We start from the raw sequence: 20324 nt of genomic DNA, 5'->3' as shown, positions 1-20324 counted from the left end.
AGCAACCAGGAGATTCGCAGCACAGTTCACGCCCAAGCTGTGCTCACTCTGCCGTTACAACGCCGCGAGCGAACAGTTCACCGATCAGATAAAGCGATCCGGCAACAATCGGCATCGGTGTCGGCCATCCATTGCTGCTGAGCTGGTGCAGCACGCTGTCGAGCCCGTCGGCCTCCTGCAGCTGGTGCTCGAGCTGGGGCAGTGCCTGGAGGAGGGCCGAACGACTCCAGCTCCTGTGGCTTGGTACCGGAATGATCCAGGCCTGGTCCTGGGGCTGCAGCAGCGTCTGGAGCATGGCGACAGCGTCCTTATGGGCCTGAATCGCCAGGATCCAAACAACACCGTTGCAGGCACCACTCCACTGGCTGCGTTCTTCGGCCAGCTGCACTGCGGCCGGTGGATTGTGGGCTCCATCGAGGCGAAGCGTGTGGACGCCCCAATGCACGGTTTGCAGGCGACCGGGCCAGTGGGCCTTGGCGAAGCCCTCCTGAATCACCGCCTCAGGCAACGACCAGCCCAGGCCCGAGAGGGCTTGCAAGGCACCGAGGGCCACAGCGGCGTTGCTTCGCTGAATGGCGCCGGGCAAGCCCAGCTGCCAGCTTGAATTCAGCGGCTTCACCCAGTGGAGCGTGGCCTGCTGAGTGCGGCAGGTTGTTTCCAGGACCTCCTGCACTTCAGGGGCTTGGGCTCCACTGATCACGGTCGCCTGAGGCGGGATCGCTGCCGCTTTTTCGGTTGCGATGGCGGTGAGGCTGTGGCCCAGGTGCTCGCAGTGGTCCATCCCAATGCTGGCGACGGCCACCACAGGACGGCAGGGATGGGCCGTGGTGGCATCAAGCCGTCCCCCCAGCCCCACTTCCAGCACCAGCAGGTCGCAGGCGTGCCGGTGGAACTCCAGCAGGGCTGCGGTCACCAGCAGTTCAAACGGGGTGAGCCGATGCCGTTCGTTCAGGGGCTGGAGCGCCTGCAACCGGCTGCGCAGGGTTTCAATCGCAATGGGGGTCCCCTGGATCCGGATGCGTTCACACCAGCTCACCAGGTGAGGGGAGGTGGTGACCCCGCAGCGGAGGCCGGCGGCACAGAGGACTGATTCCAGAAAGCTGACGATGGATCCCTTCCCGTTGGTGCCCAGCACCTGAATCGCGGGAATCGTCCGACAGGGATGGTCGAGCTCGTGCAGGGCCGCATCCATGCGATCCAACTGCAGATCCATGCCACGCAGGTCGAAGCGTGGGATTAGATCAGACAGATCGTCCACTCAGCTGAGGCTGGAGAGGGTTGCCGCCAGACGGCACAGCAGCTCGCGCACCTCGCGCTTGTTGATGGTCAGTGGGGGCACCATGCGCAGCACCGAGGGGCCGGCCGCCACCAGCAGCAGACCGTGGTCGATGGCGGCTTTCGCCAGCGCGGGGGCCGTCCAACTGCTGCCCTCCCGGATCACGATGCCCTGCAGCAGGCCCCAGCCCCGCACGCCTTGCAGGTGCTCGGGGAAACAGTTCACAAGCTCCTGGAGCCCGTCACACAGTTGTTCGCCTCGGGCTGTGACGTTGGTCAGCAGATCTCGTCGTTCGATTTCGGTGGCCACCGTCAACCCCGCCCGGCAGGCAAAGGGATTGCCGCCGAAGGTGCTGGCATGGTCGCCGGGTTCAAACACATCAGCTGACGCGTTCACCAGCAGGGCACCAATGGCATGACCACCGCCCAGGCCCTTGGCCAGGGTGAAGGCGTCAGGGGTTATGCCCAGTTGCTCATAACCCCAGAGGCGGCCACTCCGACCCATGCCCACCTGCACCTCATCCAGGATCAGCAGGATGTTTCGCTCCTTGCAGATCTCGCGCAGGCGTGAGAAGAAAGTGCGGTCTCCAGGGTTGACGCCACCCTCTCCTTGCAGGGGTTCAACCAGAACGGCCGCGATTGAGGGACCGGACTGTTCGTAGCGGTTGATCAGGGCTTCGAGGGCCTTCAGATCGTTGTAGGGGAAATAATCAAACCCGGTCACCATGGGCTCGAAACCCTTGTGGTACTTGGGTTGACCGGTGGCGGTGACCGCCGCGAGCGTGCGGCCATGGAAGCTGGCTGCTGCCGTGAGGATCACTGGCTGTTCGATGCCGCGCCGTTGATGGCCGTGCTTGCGCGCCAGCTTGATCGCGGCCTCATTGGCTTCGGCGCCGGAATTACAGAAGAAGACGCTGTCGGCACAGCTGTTGCACACCAGCCAGCTGGCCAGCTCTTCCTGTTCCGGAATCCGATAGAGGTTGGACACATGCTGGAGCCGTCCCAGCTGCTTGCGCAGAGCCCGCTGCATGGCCCTGTCGCTGTGGCCCAGGGTGCAGGTGGCAATGCCAGCAACAGCATCCAGGTAGCGCCGCCCTTGGGTGTCCTTGACCCAGCAGCCCTTTCCCTTGGCCAGAGCCAAGGGGAAACGGCCGTAAGTGTTCATGACGGCGGAGGGATGGGAGCCGGGGGACTTGAACCCCCAAGACCAGTGGCCGGCTGATTTTGAGTCAGCTGCGTCTACCAATTCCGCCAGGCTCCCGCACGGAGATTGTATTGATTGAAGGGCCCCTCTTCAGAGGATGTTGCGCTTCACCTCAGCGCCGGCAGCGCTGAGCTTGGCTTCAAGGTCGTCGTAGCCCCGATCAAGGTGCTTCAGACCAGCCACTTCGGTGATTCCTTTAGCGGAGAGGCCAGCCAGCACCATGGCAGCGGCTGCACGGAGGTCGGTGCCGGTGACGGGCGCCGCGCTCAGCTGAGCCACGCCTTCAACGATGGCTGTGCTGCCCTTGAGCCGAATCGATGCCCCCATGCGCTGCAGCTCGGCCACATGTTGCAGCCGGTTTTCGTAGATCTTCTCGCTGATCACGCTGGTGCCCTTCGCGGTACACATCAGGGCCATGAACGGTGCCTGAAGATCGGTTGGAAACCCGGGAAACGGTTGGGTGGTGATGTCCACGGCCGTGATCTCGCCGGGGGTGATCGTCACGGCTCTCCCCTTGATCTCGATGGAGCAGCCGCAATCGCGAAGCTTTTGGATTACAGCGCTGAGATGCTCGGGAATCACGGGCTCCACCACCAGTGGTGAGCGCGTGATGGCGGCCGCCATCAGGAACGTTCCGGCTTCGATGCGATCCGGGATCACCGGATAGTTGGTGCAACCTCGGAGCCGCTCCACCCCTTGAACGGTGATCACCGGGCCGCCAGCGCCGCTCACCTGGGCTCCCATGCTGTTGAGCAGGTTGGCCAGGTCCTGCACTTCAGGTTCCTGAGCAGCGTTTTCGATGGTGGAGACCCCATCGGCCAGCACCGCTGCCATCAAAATGGTTTCGGTTGCGCCAACGCTGGGGCAGTCGAGCACGATCTGAGCGCCTGTCAGGCTTTTTTTGCTGCCGGGCACTGAGGCCGTGACAATTCCGTGCTCCACGTTGACGACGGCGCCGAGGGCTTTCAAACCGCGGATGTGTTCGACAACGGGACGAGCCCCGATGCGGCAACCCCCTGGAAGGGGGACCCGTGCGTGTCCCAGGCGTCCGAGCAGGGGCCCAATACTGAAAAAACTTGCGCGAAGGCTGTTGACCAGCTCGTAGGGAGGGGCCGAGCCACTGAGCTCGGCGGCGGTGAGGCGAATGCAGCCCGACTGCCTGTCGACCTGAACCCCCAGAGCTTCAAGGATGGCGCTCATGCCATCGATGTCTGTGAGAGAGGGAATGTTGGTCAGCTCAATGGTCTCCTCGCTCAGGAGGCTGGCTGTCATCAGCACCAGGGCGGAGTTTTTCGCGCCACTGACGCGAAGCGTTCCCTTCAAGGCATGGCCGCCGCTGACATTGAGGCGTTGCTTGAGACTCTCCTGAGACACTTCTGCAACGGCCATCATCGATGAGCTGATCCCCTATGTCCGGATTTTGGCAACAGTCTTTGAGACCGTCTAGACGGCCGGCGTCCAAACTGGACAGTTTGTTACTGGGCCGGGGCAGCCACGGATCGGCGATGCCCTATGTTCATCCGGTCGAACACGACACGCCAGCGGATGTGGCGGAATTGGTAGACGCGCTAGTTTCAGGTACTAGTGGTGGCAACATCGTGGGAGTTCAAGTCTCCCCATCCGCACTAACTTTGTCGGGTAGCAGCTCTCGACAATCATGATCGTTCTCAAGATCTCCAATGCTTCGGAAGTTGTTGCTTCCAAGGTTGGCAAGTTCCTTGAGCTTCTCACTCCTGATTCCATCGATCACACCACCGTTGAGGATCAAGTGATCAAAAAAATGATCGAAAACCTTGCGGCGGAGGGAATCAAGGGGGAGATCGCAGCCATCAACGGCCTTGAGTTGGATGGCGAAAATCTGAGCGTTCACAAAGGCCTGAACGTGCGCAAACACGCAGCGTTCTGAGTCGTTCTCTGGATTCCTCCTCTCCCCTGATCAGCAGCCGACGCAATCCCCTGGTCAAACGTCTGCGAACCCTGGCCACCCGTGCGGGTCGAGAGGCCGAGGGGCTGTTGCTTCTTGAGGGCACCCACCTGTTGCAGGAAGTTCTCAGGCAGGGCAGCGCGCCTGAGGAAATCATCGCCACCGAAGCCTGGTTGCAAGGTCATTCGGCCCTGGCTGCACGTTGTTCTCAGGCGCGATGGCGGATCGTCACCGATGAGGTGTTGCGGGCTGCGCTCACAACAGTCACACCCGATGGTGTTGCCTGCCTGAGCCCCCTGGATCGACTGCCCACTGTCCCTCCAGAGCTGGACTTTCTCCTTGTCTTGGATCGGATTCAGGATCCTGGAAATCTGGGCACATTGCTGCGCACAGCCCTGGCGGCTGACGTCAACGCGGTCTGGATGGGTGCTGGTGTTGATCCCCTCGGGACGAAGGTGTTGCGGGCCTCTGCCGGTGCTCTACTTCAGCTGCCGCATCAACGCTTTGGCCCGAGCGAAGCGATGGCGATTTCACAGCTTCAGCAGGAACTGAAGCTGCTGGTGGCCCTGGGTGTGCAGGTGGTGGCCACGCTTGTGCCCGATGCGACCAAGGCTGACCCCCCTGTTCCCTACTGGGATCTCGACTGGACGCTGCCGACGGCGCTGGTGCTGGGAACCGAGGGTGCAGGTCTGCATCCGGACCTGCAGGCCTGCTGCACCCATGCCGTCACGCTCCCCCACAGCGCACGGGTGGAATCCCTGAATGTGGCGTCTGCCGCTGTTCCTCTCCTTCTGGAGCGGCGAAGAGCGACAATGACCGCCACATCGCAGCAGTTCGGGTGAGCGACGCCAGCTTCGACTTCGACGTCATTGTTATTGGAGCCGGCTACGGCGGCTTCGACGCTGCCAAACATGCCGCCGAACACGGCTTGAAGACGGCGATCGTTGAATCCCGAGATATGGGTGGCACCTGTGTGAACAGAGGTTGTGTTCCCTCCAAGGCGCTGCTGGCTGCCAGTGGAAAAGTGCGGGAACTGGCGGACGACAAGCACCTCGCGAGCTTTGGAATTCATGCTGCTCCTGTGCGGTTCGAGCGGCAGAAGATCGCTGATCACGCCAATCAACTGGTTCAGACCATTCGCACCAACCTCACCAAAACCCTTGAGCGGGCAGGGGTGACGATCCTCCGAGGCCACGGCCGTCTGGAGGGCAGCCAGAAGGTGGGGCTGCGGGAGCCCAGCGGGGTGGACAGGGTGCTGACCGCCAAGGACGTGATCATCGCCACGGGGTCTGATCCCTTTGTGCCGCCAGGCATCGAAACCGATGGCCGCACGGTGTTCACCAGCGACGAAGCCATCAACCTGGAATGGCTGCCCCGTTGGATCGCCATCATCGGCAGCGGCTACATCGGCCTTGAATTCGCTGATGTGTACACCGCCCTCGGTTGCGAGGTGACGATGATCGAGGCCATGGACAAGGTGATGCCCACCTTTGATCCCGACATCGCCAAGATCGCTGGGCGTCATCTGATTGATGGTCGCGATATCGATGCGCGTTCCGGTCTGCTGGCCCGCAAGGTCACCCCGGGCTGTCCCGTGCAGATCGAACTGACTGATTTCAACAGCCGTGAACTGGTGGAGACCCTGGAGGTGGATGCCGTTCTGGTGGCCACAGGCCGTGTTCCCAGCAGCAAGGGCCTCAACCTGGAGTCGCTCAATGTGGAGACGAACCGTGGCTTCGTCCCGATCGACGACGCCATGCGCGTTCTGGTGAACGGCCAACCTGTTCCCCATCTCTGGGCCGTCGGCGACGTGACCGGCAAGCTGATGCTGGCCCACACGGCTGCTGCCCAAGGCACCGTTGCGGTGGACAACATCCTTGGCCATAGGCGCGAGATCGATTACCGCAGCATTCCGGCAGCCACCTTCACCCATCCCGAGATCAGCTCTGTTGGCCTGACTGAGGCGGATGCCAAAGCTTTGGCGGAGAAGGATGGCTTCCAGCTTGGTTCCGTTCGCAGCTACTTCAAGGCCAATTCCAAAGCTCTGGCTGAGCTGGACAGCGATGGCCTGATGAAGCTGCTGTTCAACAAAACCAGTGGTGAAGTGCTTGGCGCCCACATTTATGGACTTCACGCCGCCGACCTGATCCAGGAGGTGGCCAATGCCGTTGCCCGGCGCCAGAGCGTGCGTCAGCTCGCCACCGAAGTGCACACCCACCCGACCCTCAGCGAGGTGGTGGAGGTCGCGTACAAGCAAGCTGCCGCCCAGCTGGCCGCCTGATCCCGTCCCGCTTTTTTCGTTCCAATCTTTCCCCTCTTCCATGGAGATCCGCCGTCGTCCCCCCAACCCCAAGGTGCGGGTGGCCCATCTCGAATATGCGGTGCCCCACGACGACGAGGAACCGCGTCACATCCTCGAGAAGATTGTCTGGGAAAAAGATCGTGAGATCGATGCCGCCCGCGATAAGGTTCCTCTCGACAACCTGAAGCAGCAGATTGCCAAGCTTCCCCCCACCAAGGATTTCCTGGGGGCGCTTCAGGCGGCCGCCACGAAACCCGCGGTGATCGCTGAGGTGAAAAAAGCGAGCCCCAGCAAAGGGGTGATCCGTGAGGATTTCGACCCGGTGGCGATCGCCAAGGCCTACGCCGCTGGCGGTGCAAGCTGCCTCTCGGTGCTCACCGACAAAACCTTCTTCCAGGGTGGCTTTGATGTCCTGGTGCAGGTGCGTCAGGCCGTAGACCTGCCTCTGCTCTGCAAGGAGTTTGTGCTGAGCCCCTACCAGCTGTTCCAGGCCAGGGCGGCCGGGGCTGACGCGGTGCTGCTGATTGCTGCCATCCTTTCGGATCAGGATCTTCGTTATCTCAACAAGGCTGCGGCGGCTCTGGGCCTCACCGTGTTGGTGGAGGTTCACGACGCCACCGAAATGGACCGTGTGCTGAGCATTGGTGGCTTCCCCCTGATTGGAATCAACAACCGTGATCTCACCAGCTTCGAGACGGATCTGGCCACGACCGAACGGCTGCTGGTCGATTTCAACGACCGGTTGAAGCAACAGGGGGTGCTGCTGGTGAGTGAATCGGGTCTGTTCAGTCGGGCCGATCTCGACCGTGTCCAAGCCGCCGGTGCTGGGGCTGTGCTGGTGGGTGAAGCCCTGATGCGGCAGCCGGATGTTGAAGCTGGTCTGGTGAAGTTGATCCAGCCCGGTTAAGGCCGTTCTTCTTTCAGTGCTGATGCAGAATTGCGACATTCTGGCCGTTCTTTGTGCTGATTAGCCTTTTGACCGGTGTCTCAGCCGGGGCTGTTCATGTGGTCGGTGGAGCTGACCACCTGGTGGCGATGGCTCCCTTCTCCCTGAGCAAGCCATGGGCCGCCTTTCGTCATGCCCTGGCTTGGGGTGCTGGTCACTCCGCCGGAGTTGTGGTTCTGGCGTTGATCGCCATTGGTCTGAAAGACCTGGCCCACGTGGAGGCCATGTCGTCTTGGGCGGAATTTCTGGTGGGTGTGGCCCTGCTGGTGGTGGGTGCCCTGGCCGTGCGCACGGCGTTCGGGCTGGAACTGCACACCCATGAGCACCGCCACGACGGTGCCGCCGAGCATCGTCATCTCCATCTGCATGTGCGCGGCGCCAGCAACCACCGTCGCCATGTTCATGCCTCCTCGGGCCTGGGCTTGCTGCATGGACTGGCGGGGGCCAGTCACCTGCTGGCTGTGATTCCTGCTTTGGCCCTGCCGCCCCATGCCGCTGTGGGCTACCTCGTGGCTTACTTGCTTGGATCCATCGGCGCCATGGTGGCCGTTGTGTCGGTGGTCTCGTTTCTCACCCTCCGCAGCGGTGCCCGGATGATGCCCTTCCTCGTGGGCGGTACGGGTGCTCTCTCAATCATCACCGGGGCCGTCTGGCTGCAGAAGACCTCACCGGCTCTGTTCTGATTCCTCGAGCGGGAGCCTGCCCACCACCTCACCAATCAACAGCTTGGCTGGCACCGCTCCGAGTTGGCGGCTGTCGATGCTTTCAACGGGATTGTCTCCCAACAACCAAAGCCCTGTGAAGTCCACTCGGCTGAGGCGCTTGATCAGGCGCAGCCCGCTTCGCTGGGGATGCCAGGTCACGACCACGGATCCCGGGCTGGGTGCGGCCGTCTGTCCCAGCCGTCTGACCAGAACCCGGTCTCCGGGTTCGAGGGTGGGTTGCATCGATCGTCCTTCGATGCGCAGCAGCAGACGTCGCCCACAAAAAAGCAGCAACAGGTCGCGAAGACCTGCTGCTGCGATGAGGGGATGGGTTCTGTCTGAACTCAGGATGCGGTGACCCAGGCGTCGGAACGGCCCTTGGACTGCCAGAACATGCCGTGGATTTTTTCAACGGCGGCCATCAGTTCCTCAGCCTTGGCCTGATCGATGTTCACCTTGCAGGCGCTGCAGAGTTTGGCTGCTTTCCAGAAGGTGTCGTGCAGGTCGGGGAAGGTGGCCAGGTGATCGGGCTTGAAGTAGTCGGTCCAGAGGATCAACAGCTCTTTCTTGGTCTTCTGTGCTTCCTCTTCCTTGATGGCCACGTAGCGGCCGAAGGTGTTGTTGTAAGCGGCCAGGGCAGCGGCGTCACCAGCTGCGGGAGCTTCCATCGCCTTCAGCTTTTTGGTCATCGACAGAACGGCTTCGGCTGCCACGCGAGCGGAAGCCGGGTCGTACACGCCACAAGGACCGTCGCAGTGGGCTTCTGCCACGGGAGCAGGGAGGGCACATGCAAGGGCGGAAAGGGCCGAGCGCAGCATCGGTTCAGAGCGGAATTAGCTTGAGTTGAGCCTATCTTCCGCTTACTTCTTCACGTCGAGCAGTTCCACCTCGAAGATCAAGGTTGCATTGGGGGGAATCACACCTCCGGCGCCACGGGTTCCGTAGGCGAGGTCGGAAGGGATCACCAGCTTGCGCTTGCCGCCCACTTTCATGCCGGCGACGCCTTCATCCCAACCCTTGATCACCCGGCCAGCCCCGAGGGGGAAGCTGAAGGGGGTGCCCCGGTCGTAGCTGGCATCGAACTGCTGCCCATCCTCCAGGGTGCCGCGGTAGTGCACCACCACCGTTTGGCCGGGGGTGGCCTCGTCGCCGCTGCCCATCTCCAGCTCGATGATTTTCAGACCACTGGCGGTGATGGTGGTGTCTGGTGCATCGAGGGGGCCGCCGAGGGCTGAGGCGTCGGCGGGAGCGGAATCGTTGGCCATGGCGAAAAGAGTCGGGTTGGGGTCGTCAGGGTCGAGTTCGAAGCTCAACGCCTGCTGGGGTTTCGAAGCCTCGCTGCGAACGGCAGCAGGCTGCGCCGGGGCTGCGGAAACGGTGGAGGGGGCCACGATCTGGCTGACCAGGGCCAGGAGCAGGCAGGCCACACAGACCGTTGTGCTGATGATGATGTCGCGCACGGAAAGGCTTCTGTTGCGCTGATTCTGACCTCCGGTCCGCGGCGTCGGCGTTCATTCAGGCCGGTTCATCTGCCGAAGCTGTTGCTCGAGGCGATCAATGCGGCCGCGCAGCTCATCCACTTCCTTCTGGCTTGGAACGCCGAAGTCCTGGAGAAGGTTGTCGCGGTTGCGTTCCAGGTTGCGCCCCATCTGCTGTTCCAGTTCGGGGGTTTCCCCGCGCAGGGCCTTGAGCACGTCGTCCACCAATGCGGACGCTTCGTTCGGATCCAGCCGGCCACTGCTCACCCAGTTCTGGGTGACGCCGCGCAGACGCTCAGCAACGAGGGTGGTGGTGCCCAGGCCGCGGAGCAGCAGTTGCTGAAGAGGATTCGCGGCATCCATGGCGACAGGTGGACGGGTCCGATCCAGGATGCCTTTGGCCGGGACTGCTGACCATGGGCAATCACCAACTGCAGGCCGGATCGCGGGCCCTGTTGGGCGGCGTTCTGGCTGGTGTGGCTCCATCCCTCGGCGGACCCCTGCTGATGGTCCCCGCCCTGGCGCTGCTCTGGTCCGTGGTTGAGCGTCCCCGCTGGTCGGCGGCCTGGGGACTGCTGGCCGTTTTGATCAGCCACCGTTGGTTGCTGGCCCTGCATCCACTCACCTGGATGGGCGTTCCCGCCTGGCTCAGCCTGCCTGTGGCGCTGGCCCTCTGGTTGGCCTGCGGGAGCCTTGCCGCTCTGCTCCTGGCCGGATGGTCTGTTCTGTCGCGGCGTCTGCCTCGCCGTTGGCCGCGTCCAGTGCGGCTGATGCTGCTGGCCGGGCTCTGGGCCCTGGCTGAACTGGTGCTGTCGGGGTCGCCGTTGTTCTGGATCGGCGTCGGCGGCACCACCCTTCCCTGGGACCGCCCCCTGGCGGGATTGGCCCGCTGGTTCGGTTCTGGAGGGCTGACCTGGCTGCAGTTGTGCTGGGGCTGCTGCCTGCTGGCGCTGTTCGAGCAACCCGCAGCCTGGCGTCGCTGGGGCCTGCTCGGATTGGCCAGTGTGCTTCTGGCCCATAGCTTGGGCAGCTGGCTGTTGTTGGCGCCGCCGCCGCCGGTCGGTTCCGTTGCTCTGGGGGTCTGGCAACCCGCTGTTCCCACGCGAGAAAAGTTCGATCTGGAGCGTCAACAGGCGCTTCCCCAAGCTCTGGTGGAGGCGATGCGTCAGCTGGAGCCCACCAATCCGGCTGCTGTGGTGGCTCCGGAAGGAGCGCTGCCGGCGCGTTTTCAGCTGCCGGTCGAGGCTCCAGCCATTCCTGTGATCAGTGGTGGATTTCGTTGGGTCCGGGGTCAGCAACGCAGTTCTCTGTTGCTGTATGAGCCGCCGGACTGGTTTCCTGTTCCCTTGGTTGACAAGCACCGTCTGGTGCCGATCGGGGAATGGATCCCGCCCCTGCCCGCCGGGCTGACGGCAGGACTGTCTGCGGTGGGTGGGTTGACCCCCGGTCCGGCCCCGAGAACGATGGCGGTGGTTGAACCCCCTGCGGCCGTTGCGATCTGCTACGAGATCGCCGATGGTGTGGCTCTGGCCCGTGCCGCTGCCGATGGCGCCACCTGGCTTCTGGCCATTGCCAATCTCGACCCCTACCCGCTGCAGCTGCAGAAGCAGTTTCTTGCCCTGGCGCAGTTACGGGCGATCGAGACAGGACGGGATCTGCTCAGCGTTGGCAACACGGGCCCCACGGCGCTGATTTCGGCCAACGGGACGGTGCAGTGGTTGCTTGCGCCTGAGGCTTCAGGCGTCGCTGAGGCCCTCGTTCAGGTGCGCCAGCGCGTCACGCCCTATTCCCGTTGGATCAGCCCCCCACCCAGAACGGTGTCGCCGTCGTAGAAAACCGCCGCCTGGCCTGGCGTGATCGAGAACTGCTCCTCCTCAAAGCTGAGGCGGCAGCGGTGGGGCCGCTGCCGCTGCTGATCGGCCTCGGTGGCCGGGAGGGGTGAAAGCTCCGCACGTACCGGCGTACTGCGGTAGCGCACTTGCACCTCAACGGTTCGCGGCGCCTCGATCGGGTCAATCGACACCCAGTTCACCGCACCCACCACGCAGCTGTCTCGGCCGGCTTCGGCCCGGGGTGCGACGACCACTCGATTCATCGCAGCGTCAAGGCGGATGACGTGAAGTGGTTCGCGCCAGGCCACACCTAGCCCTTTGCGTTGGCCGATGGTGAAGTGTTCGATGCCGTCGTGCTCGCCCACAACAGTCCCGTCCGAAAGCACGATTTCCCCCTGCCGCGGGGGCAGATAGGCATCCAGGAACGCCCGCATCGATCCGTGGTGGTCGGCCAGGCAAAGATCCTGGCTTTCCGGTTTTTCTGCGGTGCGCAGACCGTGGCGGGCGGCTTCGAGCCTTGTATCGGGTTTGGTCAGTTCCCCCAAGGGAAAAACGATGCGCCCCAGAACCTCCTGGGGCAGGTCGTAGAGGAAATAGCTCTGGTCCTTGCGGGTATCGAGGCCCCGCAACAGCTGATGGCGCCCTTGATCGCCGCCATGGCGGATCCGGGCGTAGTGGCCGGTGGCGATGCGGGGCAGCTTGCGCTCCTGCAGGGCCCAATCAAGCATCGGTCCGAATTTCACCGATCGATTGCATTGGGAGCAGGGCAATGGCGTGATCCCATCGCGATAACCATCCACCAGCCGTTGCACGATCTCCTGTTGGAACGTCTCACGCGTGTCCACCACGTGGTGGGGAATGCCGAGCTGCTCACAGATGCCGGCTGCATCCACCAGCCCCTCGGCGCAACAGGCCCCTTTCCCGCTCATCAGCCAGAGCGTCAGGCCTTCCACCTGCCAGCCCGCCTCCACCAGCAGTGCCGCCGTCAGGGAACTGTCGACGCCTCCAGAAAGACCAACGGCCACGCGGTGCTCCCCTGGCCATTGCCGGAGGCGCTCAAGAGCAGCCTCTCCAGCGCGGGTTGTGGTGGATCCAACGGCCATGGGCGGCGCAGGGAGTTCTCTCCATAGTGAGGTCCCGGCAACCGCAACTGGTGTGGCCTTCCGCTGATCCCGATCATCTGCTTGTGGATGCCGCGTCCATGGCCGCCTTTGAACAGAGGTTGTTCGACAGCGGCATGCCTGTTGCGGCCTTGATGGAGAAGGTGGGGCTGGCCATGGCGGCTTGGCTGCTGGCGCGCCGGGATCTGCTGCGCCATGGCGTGGTTGTCCTGGTGGGCCCCGGTCACAACGGTGGCGATGGTCTCGTGGTGGCTCGGGAGTTGCACCTGGCTGGCGTTGAGGTGTCGTTGTGGTGTCCCCTGCCGATTCGCAAGCCCCTCACCGCTGAACATCTGCGCCATGGCGAGTGGCTTGGTCTGCAGCGCCTGGCTGACGAGCCCGACCCCGGCGGAGCCGCACTGTGGCTGGATGCGGTGTTAGGGCTCGGCCAGAGTCGGCCGCTGCCTGAGTTCTTGGCGGATTTGTTCCGGCGTCGGCAGCAGCTGCAGCCTGGGGCGTTGATCAGCCTGGATCTGCCGTCAGGCCTTTGTTCCGACCAAGGAACCGTGTTGGGCGAGCAGGCAGCTTGTGCCTCGGTCACCCTCAGCGTTGGCTGGATCAAGCGCGGGTTGTGTCTGGACCCGGCCCGTCCCTGGGTGGGTGCGCTGGTGCGGATCGATCTGGGCTCGCCGCCTTTGGTGATGGGCAACGCCGCTGCGGTCTTGCCGCGCCGCCTGCCGGTGACAGAGGCCTGCTCGGCCCCGTTACCGCCGCTGCCGCCCACGGCGATGAAGTACGAACGCGGCCGCTGCCTGGTGGTGGCGGGCAGTGATCGTTATCCCGGCGCAGCACATCTGGCGCTGCGGGGGGCCATGGCCAGTGGCTGCGGCTGTGTTCAGGCCGTTGTGCCGCCCCGTCTGCAATCCGGTTTGTGGCAGGTGTTGCCGGAGGTGATGCAACTGGAGGACGGGGTGATTCCAGAGCGGCTGGATGCTGTTTTGGTCGGTCCCGGTCTGGGGGAGTCCAGCCATTGGTGGAACCATTGGTCGGAGCAGATGCTCAGCGTTGCTGGTTTGCTGGTGCTCGATGCCGATGGCATCAACGGTCTGGCGGCCAGTCCGGAGGGGTGGCGTTGGTTGTTGAAGCGGCGGGGGCCCACCTGGCTCACGCCCCATGCGGCCGAGTTTGCGCGGTTGTTTCCAGACTGTGGAGCAGATGACGCGCTGGAAAGGGCGATGTCAGCAGCCCGCTGCAGCGGTTGCTGCATTTTGCTGAAGGGGGCGCATTCGGTGCTGGCGGATCCATCGGGTGCAGCCGTGGTGCTGACCGGCACGTCCCCACGGGTGGCCCGCACCGGCCTGGGTGACGTGCTGGCCGGTTTTGCCACTGGTTGGGGCGCCCAGGCGGTGGCCGCACAGCAGCAGCCTGGGCTGGAAAGCTTCACTGCCGCTGCGGCTTTGCATGGTTTGGCGGCCGTTCGTGCTCGCTCCAGTGATGCTTCTGCGATTGCGGATTGTTTGAAAATCAATACAGCGCGGTGTCAGAAAAAGCAAACAACGATGTTCAACGAAGTCTGAACAAATGATTCGTTTTGATTGCCTCGACTGGCAGGTCCCACAAGAGCTTTTCTTGGCTTTTAAATCTTTCGTAAATCTGAAATGTTGCGGTTTGCTGTTCTGAATCTGAAGGGTTGCTGAAAACACTTCGACATTCTTTCTGTTCATAGGAAAGTCAACTCACTTCCGCAGCACCCAAGGTGTCCACAGCTTCCAAGCCGCTGGAGACGCAACGCCGGCGCAGCAGCGACCCCGTCAGTTGGTATCTCGCCACCATCGGCAGAATTCCACTCCTCACCCCAGCTGAAGAAATCGAGCTGGGCAATCAGGTGCAGGCCATGATGGCCCTCACCGAAGACGGTTCCCGTGAGTTCGAGGATGGAGAACTCACCACGGCACAGCGCCGTCTCCTGAGGATCGGTCGCCGCGCCAAAGAGCGGATGATGAAGGCCAACCTTCGTCTTGTGGTCAGCGTTGCCAAGAAATATCAAGGCAAAGGTCTGGAATTGCTCGACCTGATTCAGGAGGGCTCCCTCGGCCTTGAGCGTGCTGTCGAGAAGTTCGATCCCACCCGGGGGTACAAGTTCTCCACCTATGCCTTCTGGTGGATCCGCCAGAGCATGACCCGCGCCATTGCCTGCCAATCGCGCACGATCCGGCTTCCCGTTCATCTCAGTGAGCGGCTCACCACGATCCGCAAGGTCAGTCTTGATCTGGCTCACAAGCTCGGCGCCATGCCCAGCCGTGTGGAGATCGCCGAAGCCATGGACATCCCCTTGGATGAGCTGGATTCGCTGCTGCGCCAGGCTCTCACCACCAGCAGCCTGGATGCGCCCGTCAACGGTGAGGAGGGGCGCAGCTTCCTTGGGGATTTGATCGCCGACTCATCCCTCGATGAACCGCTCGAGATCGTGGAACAGCGGATTCATCACGAGCAGCTGGGCCGCTGGTTGAGTCACCTCAGCGAACAGGAGCAGCACGTGCTGCGCATGCGCTTCGGGCTTGAGGGCAACGAGCGCCACACGCTGGCTGAAATCGGACGCCTGATGGAGGTGTCCCGCGAGCGGGTGCGTCAGGTTGAACTCAAGGCGCTGCGCAAGCTGCGCAACCTGACCCGCCGTCTCCCTAGCGGCATCTGAGCCGCCTCGCGAGACGTTGGTTTCAACGGATCCCGTTCGGTTGAATCAGTCTTCCGCCCAGATGTAGCGCGTGAGTTCTGCGGGATCTGGCTCGGGTGCCGAGAGGGCGAAGTCAACGCAGTCCTGAACGATGCCGTCGATCTCCTTTTCGATGGCGCGAAGCTCTTCGCTGTTCACCAGACCCGCTTGGGTCAGGTCCCGCTCGAGGGCTTTGAGGGGATCACGCTTGGCCCAGAACTGCTTTTCTTCCTCCGCCCGCAGTTCGTCCGGGTCGGCCAGGGAATGACCCCGGAAGCGATAGGTGAGGCACTCCAGCAAGGTCGGACCTTCACCCGCCCTGGCCCGTTCCACGGCGCGTTGGGCCGCTGCCCGCACCGCCAGAACGTCCATGCCATCCACTTCTTCTCCGGCCATGCCGAAGGAGCTGGCCTTGCGCCAGATCTCCGGGTCACTGGTGGCCCGGTCGTGGGCCATGCCAATGGCCCATTTGTTGTTTTCGACCACGAAAATGATCGGCAGCTTCCACAGCTGCGCCATGTTCATGCACTCGAAGAACTGACCGTTGTTGCAGGTTCCATCGCCGAAGAACGCTGCTGTCACGGCGTTGCTGGAGGCATCACCGAGGGCGTCGCGCTTGTAGCGGCTGGTGAAGGCAGATCCAAGTGCCACGGGAATGCCCTCAGCGATGAAGGCAAACCCGCCCAGAAGGTGATGCTCCTTGGAGAACAGGTGCATTGAGCCGCCACGACCCTTGCTGCAACCGGTCTCCTTGCCGAAGAGTTCGCTCATCACTTCGCGGGCCGGCACGCCGGCACTCAAGGCATGCACGTGGTCGCGGTAGGTGCTGCAGAACCAGTCGTGCTGACGCTTCATCGCACCGATCACACCGGTGCTCACCGCTTCCTGACCGTTGTAGAGGTGCACGAAGCCAAACATCTTGCCCCGGTAGTACATCTCGGCGCATTTGTCCTCGAAGCGCCGGCCCAGGGTCATGTCCCGGTATAGCTCCAGACCGGTCTCCCGGTCCACGCTGGCCCGTTGTGCCGTCACCAATTTGGAGAGTCGTTCGGCATGGGGACCAGCAGTCGCAGTGCCAATCGGAGCGGAATCGACAGCGAGGTCCTGACCCATGTCCACCTAAGGGATTGCGATCAACTTTAAGGGCCAACCGACGAGCGATGGGCAAAACCCCTGACACTGACTAAGATCCGCGTCTCCTCGCAGCGGCGCTGTTGGATCTGCCCATCGATCATTTCCGACTTCTTGGCGTCAGTCCATCGGCAGCGCCAGAGGCGATTCTGCGCCGCTTGGAAACCCGCTGTGACAGTCCTCCGGATCAGGGCTTCACCCACGAGGTTCTGCTCCTAAGGGCCGATCTGCTGCGCCGCTCCGCTGATCTGCTGACCGATCCCGCCGACAGGGCCGAGTACGAAGCAGCCCTGTTGCGCCTCAGTGAATCCCATCCCAACGGCACGGTGGGCTTGGACCTTCCCACCAGCAGTGAGGTGGCGGGCCTGATGCTGCTTTGGGAGGCCAATGGAGCTCTCGAGGCCTTTCAGTTGGCGCGGCAGGGTCTCCAACCGCCTCAGGCCCCCGCCCTCGGCAGTGGCCGTGAAGCAGACCTGACGCTCCTGGCTGCCCTGGCCTGCCGCGATGCTGCCGTGGAGGAACAGGACCAACGGCGCTATGAGTCGGCGGCCCAACTTTTGATCGACGGCATTGAGCTGCAACAACGGATGGGCAAGCTCCCCGACCAGCAGCGCCAGTTGGAAGACGCCTTGCAAGGGCTGACTCCCTTTAGGATTTTGGATCTGCTCAGCCGTGATCTCGGCGATCAGGACTCCCATCAACGGGGGTTGACGCTGTTGGATGCGCTGGTTGTGGCCCGTGGTGGCCTGGAGGCCACCGATGCTGATGGTGATCAGCCCGGCAGCCTCAGCCAGGAGGATTTCGAATCGTTCTTCCATCAGATCCGCCGCTTCCTCACCGTTCAGGAGCAGATCGATCTGTTCAGCCGCTGGTTTGAGGGGGGCGCAGCCGATGCCGGTTTCCTCACGGTTCTGGCTCTCACTGCAGCAGGGTTCTCGCGGCGCAAGCCTGAGTTCCTCGAGCAGGCCCGCGACCGGCTGCAGACGCTTGCCAATGCCGACCTCGATCCCATGCCGCTGCTTGGCTGCCTGGATCTGCTGTTGGGCAACGTCAAGGATGCGGATCGGCATTTCGCCGTCCTGAGAGATCCGGATCTTCAGGCCTGGTTTTTGAATCACCCTGGTGATCGGTTGGCCGCCCAATGCGAATACTGCCGGGCCTGGCTTGAACGCGATGTGTTGCCGGGATATCGCGACGTCGATGCCTCCGGTGCTGATCTGGATGCCTGGTTCGCTGATCGTGACGTGCAGGGTTTTGTCGATCGTCTCGATCGCAAGGCGTCGCGCCAGATCGGTGCTGAAGAGATCAGCCTGGCCTGGGCAACGGCAGGCGATGCATCCCTTGCGGCCTCGAGCGGCGCAGCTGAATCAGACCAGGACGTTGACGCCGAAGACGCGGATGCCACGCCGTTCTGGCAGCAACGTTTCTGGCAGCAACGTTTTTGCCAGCAAAGTTGGTTCCGACCCGCTGCTGCCGCTGTTGCCCTGGTCGGGATCACCGTTGCGGGTTTCGGCCTGGTTCGACGCAGCTGGGATCCTGCGCCGCTGTTGCCGGAAACCGCTTCACTCTCCGCTGAGCAGCAGGCAGGCGACGAGGTTGACGAGACGCAGACGCTCGATGCTCCTTCGTCTCCGGTGAATGACGAGCTGGTGGATGACGAGCCCATCGCCAGCCTGAAGCCCGACCTTGAGCCTTCAGCGCCCACAGAACCACTGCTCAGTGAGGCCCCCACCCAAGCTGAGCTTCAGGCTTTGCTCCAGGGATGGCTTGATGCCAAGGCGTTGATGCTCTCCGGTGAGCCGGCTGATCTTTCCGTCGTGGCGAGGGAGCCCCTGGTGAAGCGCGTGGAGCTTGAGCGGGAAGCTGATCAGGCTGCAGGGCGATCCAAGTCGATTGATGCCTCCATCACCAGCATCGAGGTGGTCGACCGCAAGCCTCAGAGGATTGAACTGCTGGCCCAGGTGGCTTACAGCGATCGCCTTCAGGCTGCTGATGGAACCGTCATTGATGAGACGGCACCGACTGATTTCAGCGTGACCTACGTGCTCGGCAGAGATGGAACCCAATGGCGTTTGCACGACTACATCCCGGGTTCCTGAGTTGCTTGCCCGGGTTGCTTGACCGTCGCTTTTTACGATCACCACATTGATCCAGGGGCGTAACGCCGATGTTCGACGAGCTTTCAGCCCGTTTTGAGGATGCGGTCAAGGGGCTGCGTGGCCAAGACTGCATCAGCGAAACCAACGTTGATGGAGCCCTGAAGGACGTCCGTCGGGCCTTGCTGGAAGCTGACGTCAGCCTGCCGGTGGTGAAGGAGTTCGTGGCTGAGGTCCGCGACAAAGCCGTTGGTGCGGAGGTGGTGCGCGGGGTCAGCCCGGATCAGAAGTTCATCCAGGTGGTCCATGAACAGCTCGTGGAGGTCATGGGGGGCGATAACGCTCCTCTGGCCAAGGCGGCTGAAGCTCCCACCGTCGTGTTGATGGCCGGTCTTCAGGGTGCCGGTAAAACCACCGCAACGGCCAAGTTGGGCCTCCACCTCAAGGATCAGGGTCGACGAGCCCTGATGGTCGGCGCCGACGTTTACCGACCAGCCGCCATCGAGCAGTTGAAAACGCTCGGTGCTCAGATCGATGTAGAGGTGTTCAGCCTCGGTGCTGAGGTCAAACCGGAAGACATTGCAGCTGCTGGTCTGGCCAAGGCGAAAGAGGAAGGCTTCGACACGCTCCTGGTCGACACCGCCGGTCGCCTCCAGATCGACACCGAGATGATGGAGGAGATGGTGAGGATCCGCACCGCTGTGCAGCCCGATGAGGTGCTGCTGGTGGTGGATTCGATGATCGGTCAGGAAGCGGCCGAACTCACCCGCGCCTTCCACGACCAGGTGGGCATCACCGGAGCGGTGCTCACCAAGCTTGATGGTGATTCCCGCGGTGGTGCCGCCCTTTCGATCCGCAAGGTGAGCGGTCAGCCGATCAAGTTCATCGGCACCGGAGAGAAGGTGGAGGCCCTGCAGCCGTTCCATCCCGAACGGATGGCCAGCCGCATCCTCGGCATGGGTGATGTGCTGACGCTGGTGGAGAAGGCCCAGAAGGAGGTCGAACTCGCCGACGTCGAAAAGATGCAGAAGAAGCTGCAGGAGGCGACGTTTGATTTCTCGGACTTCGTGAAGCAGATGCGCTTGATCAAGCGCATGGGCTCGCTGGGGGGTCTGATGAAAATGATCCCGGGCATGAACAAGATCGATGACGGCATGCTCAAGCAGGGGGAGCAGCAGCTCAAGCGCATCGAGGCCATGATCGGCTCGATGACCCAGCAGGAGCGGGAAAATCCCGACCTCCTGGCGAGTCAACCCTCAAGGCGTCGCCGGATTGCCAGCGGCAGCGGCCATCAGGCCGCAGATGTGGACAAGGTGCTGGCCGACTTCCAGAAAATGCGCGGTTTCATGCAGCAGATGAGCCAGGGCAACATGCCCGGCATGGGCGGAATGCCCGGGATGGGCGGAATGCCTGGGATGCCCGGAATGGGTGGCATGCCTGGCATGGGCGGAATGCCAGGAATGCCTGGAATGGGTGGCATGCCCGGAGGTGGAGGTCGTCCCGGTCGCGGTGGACCACCGAAGCGGCAGCGACCCGCCAAGAAGAAGAAGGGCTTCGGGGATCTGTGAGGGCGGAACGGTATGGTGGTTGTTTGGCGGGCCTTCGGGCGTCGCCGGACC

At 62.8% G+C, this 20324-nt stretch carries 19 protein-coding genes and 2 tRNA genes; 11 read left to right on the top strand and 10 right to left on the bottom strand.

Annotation, left to right across the window (positions count from 1 at the left end; translation table 11 throughout):
* Positions 1-43: 43 nt before the first annotated feature.
* From DXY02_RS05765 to murA, 4 genes are all read right to left on the bottom strand, one after another.
* Positions 44-1258, bottom strand: coding sequence for a folylpolyglutamate synthase/dihydrofolate synthase family protein (locus DXY02_RS05765; protein ID WP_114988437.1), 1215 nt, complete (start codon positions 1256-1258; stop codon positions 44-46).
* The gene (locus DXY02_RS05760) at positions 1259-2440 is read right to left on the bottom strand and encodes an aspartate aminotransferase family protein (RefSeq protein WP_114988436.1); all 1182 of its coding nucleotides are present in this window, start codon (positions 2438-2440) and stop codon (positions 1259-1261) included. It lies immediately after the preceding gene.
* A 13-nt stretch (positions 2441-2453) separates the two neighbouring features.
* A tRNA-Leu gene (locus DXY02_RS05755) sits at positions 2454-2536 on the bottom strand.
* 33 nt (positions 2537-2569) lie between these two features.
* Positions 2570-3871, bottom strand: coding sequence for a UDP-N-acetylglucosamine 1-carboxyvinyltransferase (gene murA, locus DXY02_RS05750; protein ID WP_114988435.1), 1302 nt, complete (start codon positions 3869-3871; stop codon positions 2570-2572).
* A gap of 149 nt (positions 3872-4020) precedes the next feature.
* Between murA and DXY02_RS05745 the strand changes: the two genes are divergently transcribed.
* From DXY02_RS05745 to DXY02_RS05720, 6 genes are all read left to right on the top strand, one after another.
* Positions 4021-4104, top strand: a tRNA-Leu gene (locus DXY02_RS05745).
* Positions 4105-4136: 32 nt separating this feature from the next.
* Complete coding sequence (locus tag DXY02_RS05740) at positions 4137-4385, top strand: hypothetical protein (RefSeq protein WP_114988434.1); 249 nt, start codon at positions 4137-4139, stop codon at positions 4383-4385.
* A 26-nt stretch (positions 4386-4411) separates the two neighbouring features.
* The gene (locus DXY02_RS05735; protein ID WP_114988433.1) at positions 4412-5245 is read left to right on the top strand and encodes an RNA methyltransferase; all 834 of its coding nucleotides are present in this window, start codon (positions 4412-4414) and stop codon (positions 5243-5245) included.
* Complete coding sequence (gene lpdA / locus DXY02_RS05730; protein WP_114988432.1) at positions 5242-6684, top strand: dihydrolipoyl dehydrogenase; 1443 nt, start codon at positions 5242-5244, stop codon at positions 6682-6684. The genes DXY02_RS05735 and lpdA overlap by 4 nt, the downstream gene beginning before the upstream one ends.
* A gap of 40 nt (positions 6685-6724) precedes the next feature.
* A complete protein-coding gene (trpC, locus tag DXY02_RS05725) occupies positions 6725-7612 on the top strand; it encodes an indole-3-glycerol phosphate synthase TrpC (protein WP_114988431.1) in 888 nt (295 codons plus the stop codon).
* Positions 7613-7665: 53 nt separating this feature from the next.
* Positions 7666-8334, top strand: coding sequence for a hydantoin utilization protein A (locus DXY02_RS05720; RefSeq protein ID WP_114988430.1), 669 nt, complete (start codon positions 7666-7668; stop codon positions 8332-8334).
* Here the strand turns inward: DXY02_RS05720 and sodX are convergent.
* Genes sodX through DXY02_RS05700 form a run of 4 tightly spaced genes read right to left on the bottom strand, consistent with a single transcriptional unit; the run spans position 8317 to position 10196 of the window.
* Positions 8317-8649: a nickel-type superoxide dismutase maturation protease gene (sodX, locus tag DXY02_RS05715; protein WP_114988429.1), complete on the bottom strand. Its 333-nt coding sequence runs from the start codon at positions 8647-8649 to the stop codon at positions 8317-8319. The two genes, DXY02_RS05720 and sodX, sit on opposite strands and share 18 nt — an antisense overlap.
* A 50-nt stretch (positions 8650-8699) precedes the next feature.
* Positions 8700-9173, bottom strand: coding sequence for a superoxide dismutase, Ni (sodN, locus tag DXY02_RS05710; protein WP_114988428.1), 474 nt, complete (start codon positions 9171-9173; stop codon positions 8700-8702).
* Positions 9174-9215: 42 nt separating this feature from the next.
* A complete protein-coding gene (locus tag DXY02_RS05705) occupies positions 9216-9815 on the bottom strand; it encodes an FKBP-type peptidyl-prolyl cis-trans isomerase (RefSeq protein WP_114988427.1) in 600 nt (199 codons plus the stop codon).
* A gap of 51 nt (positions 9816-9866) precedes the next feature.
* Positions 9867-10196 (bottom strand): phasin family protein, encoded by a 330-nt coding sequence (locus DXY02_RS05700; protein WP_006850663.1) that lies wholly within the window; start codon positions 10194-10196, stop codon positions 9867-9869.
* A gap of 53 nt (positions 10197-10249) precedes the next feature.
* On the opposite strand from DXY02_RS05700, the gene DXY02_RS05695 reads away from it, so the two are divergent.
* Positions 10250-11665 carry an apolipoprotein N-acyltransferase gene (locus tag DXY02_RS05695; protein ID WP_114988426.1) on the top strand — a complete coding sequence of 472 codons (1416 nt, stop codon included), beginning with the start codon at positions 10250-10252 and terminating at the stop codon, positions 11663-11665.
* On the opposite strand, the gene mnmA is transcribed toward DXY02_RS05695, so the two are convergent.
* Positions 11617-12768 carry a tRNA 2-thiouridine(34) synthase MnmA gene (mnmA, locus tag DXY02_RS05690; protein ID WP_114988425.1) on the bottom strand — a complete coding sequence of 384 codons (1152 nt, stop codon included), beginning with the start codon at positions 12766-12768 and terminating at the stop codon, positions 11617-11619. The genes DXY02_RS05695 and mnmA overlap by 49 nt on opposite strands.
* Positions 12769-12818: 50 nt before the next feature.
* On the opposite strand from mnmA, the gene DXY02_RS05685 reads away from it, so the two are divergent.
* Together DXY02_RS05685 and DXY02_RS05680 are read left to right on the top strand one after the other, a co-directional pair.
* The gene (locus DXY02_RS05685) at positions 12819-14342 is read left to right on the top strand and encodes an NAD(P)H-hydrate dehydratase (protein ID WP_114988424.1); all 1524 of its coding nucleotides are present in this window, start codon (positions 12819-12821) and stop codon (positions 14340-14342) included.
* 179 nt (positions 14343-14521) lie between these two features.
* Positions 14522-15460 (top strand): RpoD/SigA family RNA polymerase sigma factor, encoded by a 939-nt coding sequence (locus DXY02_RS05680; protein WP_114988423.1) that lies wholly within the window; start codon positions 14522-14524, stop codon positions 15458-15460.
* Between the two features lie 45 nt (positions 15461-15505).
* Here DXY02_RS05680 and pdhA read toward each other — a convergent pair whose 3' ends face one another.
* Entirely contained in the window at positions 15506-16591 is a 1086-nt protein-coding gene (pdhA, locus tag DXY02_RS05675; protein ID WP_114988422.1) for a pyruvate dehydrogenase (acetyl-transferring) E1 component subunit alpha, read from the bottom strand.
* A 101-nt stretch (positions 16592-16692) separates the two neighbouring features.
* On the opposite strand from pdhA, the gene DXY02_RS05670 reads away from it, so the two are divergent.
* Entirely contained in the window at positions 16693-18708 is a 2016-nt protein-coding gene (locus DXY02_RS05670) for an ARC6/PARC6 family protein (RefSeq protein ID WP_114988421.1), read from the top strand.
* A gap of 68 nt (positions 18709-18776) precedes the next feature.
* Positions 18777-20273, top strand: a complete 1497-nt coding sequence (gene ffh, locus DXY02_RS05665; protein WP_114988420.1) for a signal recognition particle protein — start codon at positions 18777-18779, stop codon at positions 20271-20273.
* The last annotated feature ends 51 nt before the right edge of the window (positions 20274-20324 follow it).

Origin of the sequence: Synechococcus sp. N19 (assembly GCF_900474045.1) — a bacterium.
Lineage (GTDB): Bacteria > Cyanobacteriota > Cyanobacteriia > PCC-6307 > Cyanobiaceae > Parasynechococcus.
This window is presented reverse-complemented; position numbering and strand designations above follow the sequence as displayed.

Bases quoted from the DNA above. Each gene is read 5' to 3' on its own strand.
- DXY02_RS05760 (WP_114988436.1), bottom strand. From the start codon at position 2,440: ATGAACACTTACGGCCGTTTCCCCTTGGCTCTGGCCAAGGGAAAGGGC.
- murA (WP_114988435.1), bottom strand. From the start codon at position 3,871: ATGATGGCCGTTGCAGAAGTGTCTCAGGAGAGTCTCAAGCAACGCCTC.
- DXY02_RS05740 (WP_114988434.1), top strand. From the start codon at position 4,137: ATGATCGTTCTCAAGATCTCCAATGCTTCGGAAGTTGTTGCTTCCAAG.
- trpC (WP_114988431.1), top strand. From the start codon at position 6,725: ATGGAGATCCGCCGTCGTCCCCCCAACCCCAAGGTGCGGGTGGCCCAT.
- sodN (WP_114988428.1), bottom strand. From the start codon at position 9,173: ATGCTGCGCTCGGCCCTTTCCGCCCTTGCATGTGCCCTCCCTGCTCCC.
- DXY02_RS05700 (WP_006850663.1), bottom strand. From the start codon at position 10,196: ATGGATGCCGCGAATCCTCTTCAGCAACTGCTGCTCCGCGGCCTGGGC.
- DXY02_RS05695 (WP_114988426.1), top strand. From the start codon at position 10,250: ATGGGCAATCACCAACTGCAGGCCGGATCGCGGGCCCTGTTGGGCGGC.
- mnmA (WP_114988425.1), bottom strand. From the start codon at position 12,768: ATGGCCGTTGGATCCACCACAACCCGCGCTGGAGAGGCTGCTCTTGAG.
- pdhA (WP_114988422.1), bottom strand. From the start codon at position 16,591: ATGGGTCAGGACCTCGCTGTCGATTCCGCTCCGATTGGCACTGCGACT.
- ffh (WP_114988420.1), top strand. From the start codon at position 18,777: ATGTTCGACGAGCTTTCAGCCCGTTTTGAGGATGCGGTCAAGGGGCTG.